Source organism: Serratia grimesii (assembly GCF_900186025.1).
Taxonomy (GTDB): Bacteria; Pseudomonadota; Gammaproteobacteria; order Enterobacterales; family Enterobacteriaceae; genus Serratia; species Serratia grimesii.
Window position 1 is genome coordinate 2,224,973 of sequence record NZ_LT883155.1, and the last position, 15,096, is coordinate 2,240,068.

The window sequence follows — 15,096 nt, forward strand, 5'->3', positions numbered from 1 at the left end:
GTTTATTGGCAGACGATCGGCCCGATGCGTTGCATACCTTGCGGCTTATCCAGATTGAATGTGGCCTGACATGGCGCACCGCCATCGGCCGGAATAACGCTCAGGCGGTTATGTTGTTGTACCGGATCGATATAACTCATGCCGTCCCAACCCACATAGCTTTGCTGATTTGTACCGATAACGGCCACCTGGCTGCCATTGGCCAGATGTTTCCCTTGCGCATCCACCAGTTCAACGTCAGCGGCTGAAACACGTTTGACCGGGAAATCAACCAGATAACCACTGTGGTCTCGTACCGCTACTGTTTTTTCTACCGAGGGAACTGTCACATCCGCTGGCAGATTTAGAGGGTCGATTTGGAATTTGGCATGGTAATACGAGGTGACGGTAGGCACTAACAGATAGCCGTTGTCATTGGTTACGCCGATCCGTTGGTTTTCGTAACTCACCGGGATGCCGGCATAACCATCAGTTGAAATCAGTGCAAAGGCATCATTAATGGTATTGGTGGCATAGAAACTGCTGTTCATGGCAACTAGAGAGCCACTGACTTCACCCCAACGAGTGTAGTTATTGCTGTTGCCATACAGGCCTCCGCGGGTTTCAAGCAGTGACGTGCGCCAGGTGAGGTCAGCCTGTCGATAATCATTGCCACTGCCTTGGCTGTCAGCATAAGCCAGGTTCCATCCCAACCCTCCATCCGTAGGTGCCGAACGACTGTAACCCACACGTTCACTCCAGCGATTATTGGTGTCGCGGGTCGTGCTCACGCTGGCCGTTCCCCAGCTGTCGAATGGGATACTGAGTTGTATTTGCGAACTGTATCCGCTGCTGCCGATTTCACGGTTTACCGAGGCATATAAGCTAATGTTACGCCACAGCGAAAGGCTGTATGAAAAGTTGACCAGGCGTGTGCGGGTGCCAATGGCATCGCGGACGTCGAAATAACCGGCACCAATGCTACCGAAGCGATCGAGTCCAATGCTTCCGGTGAGTTGATCGGTACGGCGACTCAGGCGATAGCTGCTCTTATAGGCTGAAAGATCGCCGTAGCCTTCACTACGCAAAATCCGCTGGGCGTTCAGACTGAAAAGTGAATTGCTGTAGGTGTATCCCAGACTGGTTTGATCCCCACGCGTACTGGTGTATTGATAAATGTCGGTAGGTTCAGACGGTGTTATCGGCTGACCGGTGATTGGGTCATAGTAAATCTGCACAGGCAGCGGGGTACCGTTGAATGCGTCGCTGCCTGCCTGGCTATGGCTGTAAGAGGCGTTGAGTACCCCCCATTGCCCAACTCGAACGTCGGCACCGGCGCCAGCGACGGCCAGTTCCGCGGCACCTTCGGCACGGCCTTCCAGAGTTAACCAATCAGTGACGCCGTAACGCCCACTGCCGCTGGCAACCCACTGTCCGTAGTCACCCGAGCTGATACCGTAATTTTGCCGCAGTGCACCAGTCGATAAACTGAAATCACTCATGCCAGCCTGTAACAAGTTACTGGCGACGTAAAAGGGTACGGTAGTGCTAACCTGACGGCCAAGAGCATCGGTAGTCACTACCGTAGCTTGACCGGCACCATTAATGTAGGGAACGGTATTGAGCGTGAAAGGCCCTGGGTTTACATTCGTCGATGTATTTTTATAGCTGTTGATATACAGATCGACACTGGTGGGCACTGCGGCCTGTCCCGAAAACTGCGGTAATGGGTAGGTGATCACGTCCGGACGTGTGGCGAAGTCACGAGCCAGTTGTAGGCCGCCAATTCTGACCGCTGTTGTCCAGGGTAATGAACCCGTGGTGACATCGCCTGCGGTGTAACTCAACATGCTGTCTTCGTCACTGTAGCGCCATGAGCTGTCGTAACGGACGTAACGACTGTTTTGTTCGCTTGTACTGTCGTTATTGAAGCTGCCACGGTAAATACCGGTATTGGCGATCACGCCAAATCCGTCGAATAATCGCTGCTCGCTCCAGAGCGAAAAATACCCCGGATTGCCACTGCCGCTTTGGCTGGCATAAGCATCATAATTAAATAGAAAACCAAGGCTACTTTGGGCTTTCAGACGTTGTTCCGGATCGGTGGCACTAATGTTTTGATTCGGCAGCCAGTCGTTGGGCACATTAATCATCAGCTGTTGGGTTTCGCCACTGTAAGTGACATCCACTTTATCCAACTGGTCGACGGCAATCTCTTTCGCCTGCTTATCTGCCACGGGTAGGCCAGCGTCGATCAACTGCTGCGGGGTGAGGTAGTAGTGGCCGCCACGGTAGCTGATTGGGACCACATTGCCGGTTTGCCGCCCATTGATTACCGGCTCCAGATAGAGGGTGGTATCGGGCATAGTGATCGCATGAGGTGGCGGCGGCAGATCATCCGCTCGCGCATCTGCTAGCCACAGGTCTACCACCATACAGAGTACGGCAAGGGCTAACGGTTTTAGTCTCAATCCGTTGCCAATAGGGGGGCGTATCCGATTCAACCGCACCGAAGGCTCAATAGGCCGGGATAGTTATTGGCTGTTTATTATCGTTAACCGTTGCCTGTAGCTTACCGCCAGCAAAGCTGGCTGACGGCGGCAAGGCAAAACGCATCTGCGAGCCCGGTAATACGTAGCCCAGTAATCCTGCATCGAGAAGTTTGCCCTGCATGCTGACTTGTGAAAGCCGGGCATGCACCACACCGGTATTACGCACGTCGAGCCAGCGTTGGCTGTTTTGCTGCGACAGCCGGTAACTGAGCTGTGGTTGGCTGGCCGTCGCATAATCACGTGGATGCTCGTAATCTTGCTTGGTCCAGATCCCTTTACCGCTGACAAACAGGGGGACTGAATAACGCATTTGGAATTTTAATCCCATTTGTGCCCCTTTTTCCGGGGCTGTACCGTCTTGATCCTTAATCGGCACTTCATCGATCAGAATACGGTACGCCTGCTCTTTACCGTCCGGTGTCGGCGTTTGTCGGATTAAACGGATAAGTTGGCGCTTGCCAGGGGCGATAGTGGCAACCGGCGGGCTGGCGACCACGTTACTCTGGTTGTGGTAGTCATCTTTACCGTTAATCTGTTGCCACCCGAGAACACGTACTTGCATATAAACGGTTTTGCTGTCGCGATTCTCCAACCAGAGCGCGGTGGCCGGTTGATTGGCTTCAATGGCTGGGTCAATCGGCCAGATAAGGATGGATGCGGCGGCAAAAGCTTGTGGCTGGCTTGCGAGCAAGAGGGCTGTCATCAAAGACAGTCTAAAGGCGGTTCGCATAGTGTGATCCTTGTTAAAGCTTAATAAGTCACTGTTAATAAGACCGTATCACTATAGGTGCCACTGGTGGGCAGGATACTGGTCGACATTAAACGGGCATACATTTTGATTTCTTGTGTGCTGCCGGTGCTGGACACTGTATGTACGGTGCCACCGTTGGTACCGTCTCCCCAAATGGTTGAGTAGTTACTGTCCTGGTAGAGTTGGTACACCAGCGTTTCCAACGTGGTCGCGTTTTGTAATTTTCGGCCGGCCGAAATGGATCCGGTCACATTGCTGCCTACATTCAGCGCCAGTGTGACGCTTACATTTGGGTTGCAGCGAATCACTACCGAGCCAGCTCCGGCACTGGATACAATGCTGATATTGCTGCTGAGCGAAGAGACCTGACCGAAACTCAGGGTGCCGAATGTCGTAACATCGGTCACACCGCTCCCCAATACGCAGCCTTTGATAATGGAGGCATTAACCGTAAAGGCTTGGCTGACGGTGTCGGCAGAAGCCTCACCGGCGCTTATCAGGCCGGCTAACAGCAAGCAGGTCTTCGCGCTTTTCATTACCAATTTATTGTCACCTGCACCGTATCGGAGTAGTTACCGGTAGCGGGGGTTGTTTGCGCGGGAACCAAGCCATACACCGGTAGCCAGGTCGTTTGTCCGGTGGCTGTCATCGACACGCCGGTCACGTTGTCCCAAACCACAGTATGGGCAGCGTTGGTATAGAGGTTATAACTGACTTTTGCGCCAGCAGTGCTCTGCATATAACGCGCCGCCGTATTCCCACTCTGTCCACCGTTAAGCAACACGGTATAGCTGGTTCCATTATTGCAATTTACCTGCAAGGCCCCGGAGTTCTGCTGCCCGGTGACCTGTACAGCGGTATTAAGGAAATACACGGTGCCGAAGTTAAGCGTACCAAAACTGGTATTGCCACCGCTGGTGGTCCCCGCCACACAGGATTTAACCAGTGTGGCGTTGACTGTAACCGTGGCCGTTTTCACATCAGCGCGGCAATTTATAGCAACCAATAAGAGCAGGCAGGCACCAGCCAGGCGCATGGGTTACCAGGTTACCGTCATGGTTACCGTGTCGTTATAAGCTCCGGCGGCTGGCGTGGTGCCTGCGGCCGGTACCAGGCCATAGACCGTCAAGGGAACTACCGCTCCAGTACCTGTCCCGGCTAATACGTTTGTTGTGTTATCCCAGGTTTGAGTATGTGCAGCATCCTGATAGAGGTTATAGCTGATGTAGGCAGGGACGCTGCTGGCCATTCGGCGTTGACCACTGGAGGCGTTTAAACCGTTATCCAATGCGACGGTGTACGCCGTGCCGTCGGTGCAGTTCAGCCCAATAGAACTGCCCGCGCCGGCGGTGCCAGTGGAACTGGCGGTGATAATGTTAGACAGTGAGGAGTAGGTACCGAAACTGATAGAACCGAAGTTGTTGACGGTGCCAGTAGAAGTACCGCCGGTGACGACGCAACCATTACCGATGGTTAGTGAGACACCGAGTGTCCCCTGAATTGTGCCTGCGTTAGCTGCGCCATTTGCGCACAGCAGGGTGGCTACCGAGGTCAATGCCATCAGAATCTTTTTCATATTAGTTTCCTTGCTGTGTAAGGGAGAACCCCACAAAGTCGCCACCCGAAAATGGGTTAAACGCATTAATTTATTTACAGCTTAATTAATAGAATAAGAACTCGGAATTGTCTTGGTGAAAGATCGAAAATTTTCTTTGTTTTTGAAAGATGTCGCTATCTGTCAGCCTGTCAGGGGGATAATGCTTGGTTATGGAAATGATTAGAATAATAATATTTACGTATAGGAATATTATTAGGAGGATTAACCAGCCGGGAATTAACCGGCCAGTCAGGGCGAGAATGGGTTTATTGTTGGTGGAAATCCAACACGCCGTCACGAACCAGTTCGCGCGGCAGGTTGTTTTTTATCCGGCTGCCAATGCGTTTAGCGATACCTATCGGTTGTTGTTGGTAGGTGACAATACATTCATCGGTCTGCGGCGGTGGCTCTGGGTACAGATCTCGGCCGTGGAACCACTCTTGCGCCAGCGTAGCATCCAGTTCAAAACGCTGTTTGCTATTGTCCATCGCTAAGGCGATGACGGCTTCGTGCTGCCAGCGGTAACCCTTGGTGAAACGTTCGGCCAATTTCAGCCCGATGCGTGAGAATCGTACCTTATTGACCAGTGCTTCCAGCTCCGCTGGGAACAGCCAAATCTCCTTATCACGTGCCCACAGACGACTGGTTTCATCCCAGGCCAGCCCGGATGCGGCAGCTGCCTGAGCAATGTCTGCCGAGTCTTTAGCGGAAAGCGGGGTAAACGGAAACTTACCCAGTTTATAGTTTGGTTTTGCGAGCGGAGCAACAGAGTGGTGCTTACGCAAACGTGCCACGAAGAAGCCTTCGCTGTCGTAGATTTGTGGGAACACATGCAGGAAGCCTTCGGCAGTTAGCGCCCGTTTAGCGTCGGGGAACAGATCACCCAGCGGTTCAATGCTGACTGCATCGCCGTAGGCTGCAATCAGCCCGTTGACGATTTGCTGGTTTTCTTGCGTGTTTAGTGTGCAAGTCGAGTAGACCATCACGCCGCCGGGGGCCAAAGCATGGAAGGCACTGTCGATCAATTCGCGCTGGGTGTCAGCTATGGCGGCAACGCTTTCCAGCGACCAGTTGCTCATGGCGTCCGGATCTTTACGCACGACACCTTCACCGGAGCATGGAGCATCGAGCAATATGGCGTCAAAGCTTTCCGGCAGCGCAGCGCCGAAGACCCGACCGTCAAAGTGTGTTAGCGCCACGTTTTTCACGCCACAGCGACTGATGTTAGCGTGCAGTACTTTTACCCGACTGGCGGAGTATTCGTTAGCCACGATACCGCCCTGATTATTCATCAAGGCTGCAATTTGGGTGGTTTTGGAACCCGGTGCAGCAGCGACGTCCAGGACACGCCGTGGTGTTTCAGTGTCGGCGAACAGGGCAGTGACCGGCAGCATTGAGCTGGCTTCCTGAATGTAAAACAGGCCGCTCAGATGCTCTGCCGCGCTGCCCAAACGCAACTCCTCATCTTTACGTTCGATCCAAAAGCCTTCCGTACACCAGGGAATCGGCTCCAACTGCCAGTCATAGTCCTGCACCAACAACAGAAAGTCAGCAACACTGATCTTCAGGGTATTGACCCGCAGGCTGCGGCGTAATGGGCGTTGGCAGGCGGCAATAAAGTCGTCCATCGACAGGTCGGCGGGCATGATGGCGCGCGTCGCGTCGAGAAAAGCGGGCGGCAAAAAAACGGAGGCAGGTTTGGCCACGGGGTGAGCTCTCTGGCAGCAGTCAAAATAAGGGCGGGAGTTTATCACAAACCTGAGAACAGTAGGGGCCCAGCATTTTGCTGAGCCCCTGACGGTGTCGCGAAATTACTCTTTAGGGATAGCGGTACCCCAGGTTTTCCAGTCTTTCGGCTCTTCAGCATTCAGCATAAAGTGCTTGTTCGGCGTCGACTTCGGTGCCAAAGGAATGCTTGGCGGTGTGGCGAATGCAATACCGCCGCGAATGAACTGCTGGAATGTCCCACTCTTGATTACGCCACCGGTCAGACCGAACTGCAGGTTATAGCCAGAGGCTAGCCAGAACACGCTGTTGTTACGCACCAGATACTGGTATTTCTTGCTGATACGTAGCGCGACGTGAACGCGATCGGACATGGTACCCAGATAGAAACCTGTGACAGTGCCGACTTCCACACCGCGGAACAATACCGGCGTGCCGATTTGCAGCGACCCGGTTTCTGCTGCATCGAGGATGACACTCAGACCGTCCAGATAACGTGAGTCGGTGATACTGGCTTGCTGCAGTTCAAAGCTGCGCAGTTCGCGGCCCCGTCCCGGTTCAACGTTAATGTAGGGTTGTAGCAGGGTATCGAGGTTGCTCACCCCGGCAGCGGAAATCTCCGGAGATACGATGGAGAAACGGCTGCCCAGACGCGCGAAGGTTTGCACGTATTCCGGGTACAGCACCGCTTTAGCCAGGACTTCATTGCGTTCAGGAGCCAGTTTTAATGAATCTACCTGGCCGATATCAATGCCGAGATAGCGCAGTGGCATGCCTGGTGACAGTTTACTTGCGTCATAGGTTTTCAGGATAATCTGGCTGCCTACTGCACGGGCGGCGGTTTCTGTGGCGTACAACACGCGTTTGGCGCCTTTGTCCAGCGTCACACCTTGCAGATTGTCGAAACTGATGGCCCCTTTCAGCGCACGATTGAGTGGCGATGCCTGAACCGTTAGACCGCTGCCGTTCAATTGCACTTTGGCGCCGCCTTCGGCCCAGAAAATGCTTTCGTTAGTCAGCAGCTTACGGTATTCCGGGCTGATATAAACATCGACCTCAAATTCGTTGGCTTTAGGGCGGACGTTAACAATCTCGCCCACCTGGAATTTACGATACAACACCACCGATCCCGCCTGTACGTCTGGCAGACTGACAGCCGTCAGTGTCAGGGTGGGGGTCGGGCTATTGCCGATGATGCCAGCCTCTGCTTTTTCGCTATTGCCATATAACGGATACTGGCTGATGGGGTCGCCCTTGCTGCCGGGAATGATACGCACGCCACCGTCCAGCCATTCCTGGGCACTGGCGCCAAGAACCTCCATTCCGTCGAGTCCCAGTTTGACGTCAACGCGGCTATTGACCACGAACTTACTGTCTTTATGCAACAGACTACGATATTGCGCTTCAATGGCGGCAGTAAACACCACACCGTTGGCGGTCAGAGCGCGGCTCATTACCTGACCAACCTTGACGCCATGCACGACCAGCGGCTGACCAACGTCGATGCCATAGCTTTGCGGTGCATTGAGCGTCACGGTCAGGACGCCCGGTTGTTGTAACAGTGTTTCACTGCTATCCAGAACGTTGAAATGCTGCTGTGGTTCACCTTCACCCGGCACCAGCTCTAATGTATTGCCCGTCAACAGTTGGCTGAGCTTGGCGTCGTTGAGGCTCAAGCGCGGGCTGCGCATGACGATCCGTGTGCCACTACGCATCAAATCCACAACCGAGGGATCGATAGTCAGCTCGCCGGTGACCTTGCTGTCTTGCTGTAAGGTGAGCTTGGTCAGGGTACCCACTTGTAACCCTTGGTAAATCAGCGGAGTTCTGTTTTCGGTCAGATTGTTGCCGCTCGGCAGATCCAGAGTGATGTTGACGCCACGCTGGCTGTGCGCTAAATCGGGATACAGGGTATAGCTTTGATCGGCTTTAGCTTGTGGACTGTCGAGCGGTGAGTCAAAGGCAATGGCGCCATTGACCAAGGCTGTCAGGCTTTCCATCTCTACTGACGCGCCTGCCAGGCTAAAATCGCCTTTGAAGCCCGACACATTCCAAAAACGGCTGCTGCCTTTCACCAGGTTGGCAAAGCGGCGATCGATCAGCACGTCGATAGTGACGCCTTTATTGCCTTCGGAGATGGTGTAGTCATACACCTTGCCGACGGGAATTTTACGGTAGTACACCAGCGAACCTGTATTCAGTGAACCGAGATCGTCTGCGTGCAGATGAATCATGAGTTCGCCGGTGTTGAGCCGGTACTTGGGCTGGGTATCGAGCGCGGTAAAGTGGGTTTGCGGTTGCCCGCTGCCTGGCATCATGCCGATATAGTTACCACCGACCAGGGCATCAAGACCCGAAACACCGGCCAGCGAGGCTTTTGGTGTTACCAGCCAAAACTGGGTGCCGTCGCGTAGTGAGTCTTCGAGGTCACTTTTGATACTGGCTTCGACCACGATGCTGCGCAGATCCTTGCTCAGGCTGATGCTCTGCACGGTACCGACTTCTACCCCCTGATAGCGCACAGGAGTACGCCCGGCGACGATGCCCGCCGCAGACTGGAAGTCTATGGTTACTGTGGTGCCACGCTCCTGGAAGTTGTTATAGACCAACCACCCCGCGATCAGCAGAGCAATAAATGGCAGTAACCAGAATGGCGAAATACGGCGCTTGTTTTTGACCCGCGCCTCAGTCGGTGTATTCGGCGTTTCCTGTTGCATGTGCATCCCAAATCAATCGGCTATCCAGCCACTCTACGGCAAGAATAGTTAAAATAACCGCAGACCCAAAGTAAAAGGCCGCTGGTCCCATAGTAAAAGATAACAGTTGGTCGCGATTCACCAGCGACATCATTAACGCAATAACAAACAGATCGAGCATCGACCAGCGCCCGATCCAGGTCACCAGCCGCAGCAGACGGATACGTGTTTTCAAGCTGTGCGAGGTCTTGAAATGAATGCTGAACAGCAACGTAATCAACACAATGACCTTGGTAAAGGGTACCAGTACGCTGGCAATGAAGACGATTGCGGCAATGGGCGCATTGCCAGAGGTTGCCAGCGAGACGACGCCAGAGAAGATGGTATCTTCCAAACGCGCACCATTGGCGTAAATAATTGAGATAGGCAACAGGTTGGCCGGGATCAGCAAAATCATTGCTGCAATCAGGGCCGCCCAGGTTTTTTGCAAACTATACGGCTGACGATGGCACATCGGAACATGGCAGCGTGTACAGCGGCCACGTTCGTCAGGGTAGCCGGTGAAATGGCACGACAAACAGACATGCAGTGCCGCCGGGGGGCCTTCTGGCTGTTCCTGCGGGTAATAACGCTCCCATAATTGCTCCAGGTTGACATGGATCAGCGTGAGGATACTGAGCAAGGTGAGCAACAGGTACGCAATCAGCGCGCTGCCTGCCTGGATGTCGGCGTATTCCTTGACCTTGATTGTCGCAACCGCCATGCCAATCAGGTAAATATCGAGCATGACCCACTCTTTCAATCGGTCCAGCATCAGCAGAACCGGCCGCAAATTCATGCCCAGTGCATGACCAAACCGCAGGTAAAGCAGTGACAGCGCCAGCGTCAACGGGGCGCCAATGGTACAGAATGCCACCATACTGGCGGTGATGGGATCGCCCTGACGGCTCATCTGCCAGATACCTTCCAGCAGGCTGGCGTCGATACGCACGCCCAGCAAACGGATACTGATCAGTGGTTCACTGAAAGCGAATGGCATTAATAGCAGCATCGTGACTGCCATGGCGGTGAGTCGGGTCATTGACCAGTCGCGGCCACTCACTACTTTTGCCTCGCAACGCGGGCAGTAAGCTGCCTGGTTACCGCTGAGTGGCGGTAACACGAATAGCAGGTCACATTCGCAACAACGTTGGTGGCGAGCTTTGGAAAGTGGTGCGGTGATCGCGTGTATTTTCATCATGACAAAAGCTGCCCTAAAGCCCGCCGGATTTCATAGCGTAGCTGAAAAATAAACCTGGTATAACCTGCTGATGATAAAGCTCAGGGCGGCAACGCAGGGTAAACAGGGTTTCTGCGAGGCAAACATACCTTGCCCGACAGGGGTTTGTGAAGCAACAGTTCAACAACCCTAGGGCTATTGGCATTTAATGCTTATAGCACGGGGGATCAATTGCGTGATTGTGCAGGTTGGACAATGGCTTAATAACTGCCACCGGGGGGTATCCAATACATTGATATAAAAAGAATAAAACTTACGTCACTCGACAAGGTGACTGCCGGGCTAACTTGTTGTTTCAAAACGTCTCATGATTGGTTTGGACAACCCGATGTAATAGCAATTATGCTGAGGGTCAGCCTACAGAAAAATGGCAAGACAGCAAAACTACCTGCATGATATACAATAGAAAATCAAATCTCTTGTCGCTCATGCGCATTATGACTGACCCCTGTGTTTCTTTATATTAGGCGCAGGAATAGAAAACCATGGTTAACAAATGACTAAAGAAGAGTTCTACACAGATTTAAAACGTGATTTATGTGCGCTGCTCGACGGGGAAACCAACTTTATCGCTGCGTTGTCCAACGCCAGTGCGTTGATCAACGAGCGTCTTGACGACGTGAATTGGGCCGGCTTTTACCTGATCGACGGTAAGCAACTGGTGCTCGGTCCGTTCCAGGGAAAAATCGCCTGTGTGCGTATTCCGGTGGGTAAAGGCGTATGCGGTACCGCAGTGGCGAAAAACCGCGTTCAACGCGTTGGCGATGTCCACGCGTTCCCGGGACATATCGCCTGTGACGCGGCCAGTAATGCAGAAATTGTGCTGCCGCTGAATGTTAGCGGTCAGATTATCGGCGTTCTTGATATTGACAGCACAGTTTATCAACGTTTCGACGAACAGGACGAAAGGGGCCTGGAAGCAGTGGTGGCGGGGCTTTGCGCGCAGCTGGAACAGTGTGATAGTGCGAAATATGTCACTGTGGCAGCAAGTTGATCTACGGTTAACGTGGCATTTACCGATGGCGTCATTATAATGACGCCTGTTCATGCCTGCGCTGGTTGGCAAACCCGTTGTAATCAGGAAATTTCATGGAAAATCAACCTAAGTTGAACTCTAGTAAAGAAGTCATTGCTTTTCTTGCCGAGCGTTTTCCGCTCTGCTTTAGCGCCGAGGGCGAAGCTCGCCCGTTGAAAATCGGTATTTTTCAGGATCTGGTCGAGCGTGTTCAAGGGGAAGAAAACCTGAGTAAAACGCAATTGCGTTCTGCTCTGCGCCTATACACCTCAAGCTGGCGTTATCTGTACGGCGTCAAAGTTGGCGCACAGCGCGTCGATTTGGACGGTAATCCGTGCGGTGAGCTGGAACAGCAGCATGTCGATCATGCCCGTCAACAGCTTGAAGAAGCGAAAGCGCGCGTTCAGGCACAACGTGCCGAACAAAACGCGAAAAAACGTGAAGCTGCCGGTGAATCAGCCGATGCGGAACCACGCCGTCCGCGCCCAGCAGGTAAAAAGCCTGCCGTGCGTCGTGAAGGTGGAGCCGCACCGGAGAACCGCAAGCCGCGCCCACAAACTCGCCCACAGCCAGCTCGCCAACCTCGCCCAGTAAAAGAGGAAAGCCAGCAGCGTCATGTGCCAGTCACGGATATCTCTAAACTGCAAATTGGCCAAGAAATCAAAGTCAGAGCAGGCAAGAGCGCGATGGATGCTACCGTACTCGAAATCGCTAAAGATGGCGTACGTGTGCAGCTCTCTTCCGGTCTGGCGATGATTGTGCGCGCAGAACACTTGCAGTTCTGATACGGAGGCCAACCAAGGCATGAACAAATTTGTCAGATTAACAGCAGTCGCGGGTCTGTTGTGGGCAGGTGTAAGTTACGGAGCGGACACAGCCAACATCCGCATCGATCAACTGCCTCAGCTTCAGCAGGAACCGCAACATGCTACTGTGAGTGAGCGCGTAACTTCGCGCTTCACTCGCTCTCATTACCGCCAGTTTTCCCTCGACGCGGACTTTTCAGGCAAGATATTCGATCGTTACCTGAATATGTTGGACTACAACCATAATGTGTTGTTGGCCTCTGACGTGGCGCAATTCGCTAACAAGCGCAATCAGCTTGGCGAAGAACTGAAAAGCGGTAAGCTGGATACACCATACGCGCTGTACAATCTGGCTCAGAAACGCCGTTTTGAGCGTTTTACCTATGCCTTATCGCTGCTGGAAAAGCCAATGAGCTTCACCGGCAACGACACTATCGATCTCGACCGCAGCAAGGCGCCGTGGCCGAAAGACAAGGCCGAACTGGACAGCTTGTGGAATGCGAAAGTCAAATATGACGAGCTGAACCTTAAGCTTACCGGTAAGACCGACAAGGAAATACGCGATACGCTGACCAAGCGTTATCAGTTCGCGATTAAGCGCCTGACGCAAAGCAACAGCGAAGACGTATTCCAACTGGTGATGAATGCCTTTGCGCATGAAATCGACCCACATACCAACTACCTTTCTCCTCGCAACACCGAACAGTTCAATACCGAAATGAGCCTGTCATTGGAAGGCATTGGTGCTGTGTTGCAGATGGATGACGATTACACCCTCATCAATTCCATGGTGCCAGGTGGCCCAGCGGCGAAGAGCAAGGCGATCACCGTGGGTGACCGTATTGTTGGCGTTGGCCAGGCAGGCAAACCTATGGTTGATGTGATCGGCTGGCGTCTGGATGACGTGGTTTCCCTGATCAAAGGGCCAAAGGGCAGCAAAGTGCGCCTGGATATCCTGCCAGCAGGCAAGGGTACTAAAACGCGGGTGGTTACACTGACCCGTGAGCGTATCCGTCTGGAAGACCGTGCAGTGAAAATGACCATCAAGACTGTTGGCAATGAGAAAGTTGCGGTGATGGATATTCCCGGCTTCTACGTTGGCCTGACCGATGATGTGAAAGTGCAGTTGCAGAAAATGGCCAAGCAAAACGTCAAGAGCCTGATCATCGATCTGCGTACGAACGGTGGTGGTGCTCTGACTGAGGCGGTGTCGCTGTCTGGTCTGTTCATTCCGAGTGGTCCGGTTGTGCAGGTACGTGACAACAACGGTAAAGTGCGTGAAGACGCAGACACCGATGGCGTGACCTATTACAAAGGACCGCTGGTGGTACTTGTTGACCGTTTCAGCGCCTCGGCATCCGAAATTTTTGCTGCGGCAATGCAGGACTACGGCCGCGCATTGATCGTCGGTGAACCAACCTTCGGTAAAGGTACTGTTCAGCAGTACCGTTCGCTGAACCGTATTTACGATCAGATGCTGCGTCCTGAATGGCCGGCCCTGGGCTCTGTGCAGTACACCATTCAGAAGTTCTATCGCGTAAATGGCGGCAGTACTCAACGTAAGGGTGTGACGCCGGATATCCTGATGCCAACCGGCGTTGATCCAGCAGAAACCGGCGAAGCGTTTGAAGATAACGCGATGCCATGGGACAGCATCAATGCTGCGACCTACACTAAAACCGGGGATTTGAAGCCGTTCGAGCCTGAATTGCTGAAAGATCATGATCAGCGTATCGCGAAGGATCCTGAGTTCCAGTACATCGCGCAGGATATCGCGCATTACAAGGCACTGAAGGACAAGCGTAACATCGTTTCACTCAATCTCGCCCAGCGTGAGAAAGAGAACCACGATGATGATGCTACCCGCCTGCAGCGTATTAATGACCGTCTGCAGCGAGCCGGTAAGAAGCCGCTGAAGTCACTGGATGATCTGCCGAAGGATTACCAGGAACCAGACCCATACCTGGATGAAACAGTGCATATCGCACTGGATCTGGCGCACCTTGACCAGGCGCAGCCAGCGGCGGCAAAGTAACGCAGTCGAACATCAGTAAATGAAAAGCGCACCTTCGGGTGCGTTTTTTAATGGGCGCTCCTGAGGCGCTTGTCGACGTTAAACACGCGGTGGGGTCAATATGATGAGCAACCTAACGCCTACGATGCGTATCCTGCTGCGGCTTGAAGCGCTGCTGGTTCTGAGCCTGTCTGTCGCGATATATCATTACCAACACTATAGTTGGTGGGTATTTGCCGGTTGTTTTCTGCTGCCTGACATTTCATTTCTCGCCTATACACGGGGTAAAAAGGCCGGGGCGATAGGGTATAACATCGCACATTCCTATATAGGTCCAATACTGTGTGGGCTGGTGTTTGTATGGTTCCAACAGCCGGTTTGGTTGATGGTGGCACTGATTTGGTGTGCGCATATCGGCTTTGACCGCACGTTGGGTTATGGGCTGAAATACGCTGAAGGGTTCGTTTATACCCACCTCGGGCGTTTGAATAGCAAACAGCGCTGAATTTCCGTAGAAAACCCACCGCTTTACGCAACAATCGTTTACAATTTGAAAAGCATTGCTTGCACACCATTTTTGTAAAGTTTCGTATTTTTAGTAGGTTAATGGCGTGCAACTCTTGAAACTGTGACGAATGCCCATACGATCTAGGGTATCCGAGACAGCGTTTTGTTAACATTT

The 15,096-nt window shown here is 53.0% G+C and carries 12 protein-coding genes; 4 read left to right on the top strand and 8 right to left on the bottom strand.

From position 1 onward, the window contains the following. Positions 1-2 precede the first annotated feature (2 nt). From SGBXF1_RS10530 to yebS, 8 genes are all read right to left on the bottom strand, one after another. Entirely contained in the window at positions 3-2,414 is a 2,412-nt protein-coding gene (locus SGBXF1_RS10530) for a fimbria/pilus outer membrane usher protein (RefSeq protein ID WP_420329904.1), read from the bottom strand. 82 nt (positions 2,415-2,496) lie between these two features. After that, the gene (locus tag SGBXF1_RS10535) at positions 2,497-3,261 is read right to left on the bottom strand and encodes a fimbrial biogenesis chaperone (RefSeq protein WP_037422492.1); all 765 of its coding nucleotides are present in this window, start codon (positions 3,259-3,261) and stop codon (positions 2,497-2,499) included. Positions 3,262-3,281: 20 nt separating this feature from the next. Continuing rightward, a complete protein-coding gene (locus tag SGBXF1_RS10540) occupies positions 3,282-3,818 on the bottom strand; it encodes a Csu type fimbrial protein (protein ID WP_130380390.1) in 537 nt (178 codons plus the stop codon). Next, positions 3,818-4,318: a Csu type fimbrial protein gene (locus tag SGBXF1_RS10545; RefSeq protein WP_037422498.1), complete on the bottom strand. Its 501-nt coding sequence runs from the start codon at positions 4,316-4,318 to the stop codon at positions 3,818-3,820. The genes SGBXF1_RS10540 and SGBXF1_RS10545 overlap by 1 nt, the downstream gene beginning before the upstream one ends. Positions 4,319-4,321: 3 nt before the next feature. Next, positions 4,322-4,858: a Csu type fimbrial protein gene (locus SGBXF1_RS10550; RefSeq protein WP_037422500.1), complete on the bottom strand. Its 537-nt coding sequence runs from the start codon at positions 4,856-4,858 to the stop codon at positions 4,322-4,324. A 287-nt stretch (positions 4,859-5,145) separates the two neighbouring features. Then, positions 5,146-6,585, bottom strand: a complete 1,440-nt coding sequence (rsmF, locus tag SGBXF1_RS10555) for a 16S rRNA (cytosine(1407)-C(5))-methyltransferase RsmF (protein ID WP_037422503.1) — start codon at positions 6,583-6,585, stop codon at positions 5,146-5,148. 105 nt (positions 6,586-6,690) lie between these two features. Further along, positions 6,691-9,321 carry a PqiB family protein gene (locus SGBXF1_RS10560; RefSeq protein WP_037422506.1) on the bottom strand — a complete coding sequence of 877 codons (2,631 nt, stop codon included), beginning with the start codon at positions 9,319-9,321 and terminating at the stop codon, positions 6,691-6,693. Next, positions 9,290-10,537, bottom strand: coding sequence for a membrane integrity lipid transport subunit YebS (yebS, locus tag SGBXF1_RS10565; RefSeq protein WP_037422578.1), 1,248 nt, complete (start codon positions 10,535-10,537; stop codon positions 9,290-9,292). Before yebS ends, SGBXF1_RS10560 begins: the two co-directional genes overlap by 32 nt. Before the next feature lie 538 nt (positions 10,538-11,075). Between yebS and SGBXF1_RS10570 the strand changes: the two genes are divergently transcribed. The 4 genes from SGBXF1_RS10570 to SGBXF1_RS10585 all read left to right on the top strand — a co-directional run bounded on the left by SGBXF1_RS10570 (position 11,076) and on the right by SGBXF1_RS10585 (position 14,919). Continuing rightward, positions 11,076-11,573 (top strand): GAF domain-containing protein, encoded by a 498-nt coding sequence (locus SGBXF1_RS10570; protein ID WP_186428339.1) that lies wholly within the window; start codon positions 11,076-11,078, stop codon positions 11,571-11,573. A 95-nt stretch (positions 11,574-11,668) separates the two neighbouring features. After that, on the top strand, positions 11,669-12,379 hold the full coding sequence (gene proQ, locus SGBXF1_RS10575) for an RNA chaperone ProQ (protein WP_061807583.1): 711 nt from the start codon (positions 11,669-11,671) through the stop codon (positions 12,377-12,379). A 19-nt stretch (positions 12,380-12,398) separates the two neighbouring features. Beyond that, positions 12,399-14,435 carry a carboxy terminal-processing peptidase gene (gene prc / locus SGBXF1_RS10580; protein WP_130380398.1) on the top strand — a complete coding sequence of 679 codons (2,037 nt, stop codon included), beginning with the start codon at positions 12,399-12,401 and terminating at the stop codon, positions 14,433-14,435. Between the two features lie 100 nt (positions 14,436-14,535). Continuing rightward, positions 14,536-14,919: a DUF4260 domain-containing protein gene (locus tag SGBXF1_RS10585; RefSeq protein WP_238321026.1), complete on the top strand. Its 384-nt coding sequence runs from the start codon at positions 14,536-14,538 to the stop codon at positions 14,917-14,919. Positions 14,920-15,096: the final 177 nt, after the last annotated feature.

Coding starts and splice junctions, on each gene's coding strand:
- SGBXF1_RS10530 (WP_420329904.1), bottom strand. CDS start 2,414: ATGGTGGTAGACCTGTGGCTAGCAGATGCGCGAGCGGATGATCTGCCG.
- SGBXF1_RS10535 (WP_037422492.1), bottom strand. CDS start 3,261: ATGCGAACCGCCTTTAGACTGTCTTTGATGACAGCCCTCTTGCTCGCA.
- SGBXF1_RS10540 (WP_130380390.1), bottom strand. CDS start 3,818: ATGAAAAGCGCGAAGACCTGCTTGCTGTTAGCCGGCCTGATAAGCGCC.
- SGBXF1_RS10545 (WP_037422498.1), bottom strand. CDS start 4,318: ATGCGCCTGGCTGGTGCCTGCCTGCTCTTATTGGTTGCTATAAATTGC.
- SGBXF1_RS10550 (WP_037422500.1), bottom strand. CDS start 4,858: ATGAAAAAGATTCTGATGGCATTGACCTCGGTAGCCACCCTGCTGTGC.
- SGBXF1_RS10560 (WP_037422506.1), bottom strand. CDS start 9,321: ATGCAACAGGAAACGCCGAATACACCGACTGAGGCGCGGGTCAAAAAC.
- yebS (WP_037422578.1), bottom strand. CDS start 10,537: ATGAAAATACACGCGATCACCGCACCACTTTCCAAAGCTCGCCACCAA.
- SGBXF1_RS10570 (WP_186428339.1), top strand. CDS start 11,076: ATGACTAAAGAAGAGTTCTACACAGATTTAAAACGTGATTTATGTGCG.
- proQ (WP_061807583.1), top strand. CDS start 11,669: ATGGAAAATCAACCTAAGTTGAACTCTAGTAAAGAAGTCATTGCTTTT.
- prc (WP_130380398.1), top strand. CDS start 12,399: ATGAACAAATTTGTCAGATTAACAGCAGTCGCGGGTCTGTTGTGGGCA.
- SGBXF1_RS10585 (WP_238321026.1), top strand. CDS start 14,536: ATGATGAGCAACCTAACGCCTACGATGCGTATCCTGCTGCGGCTTGAA.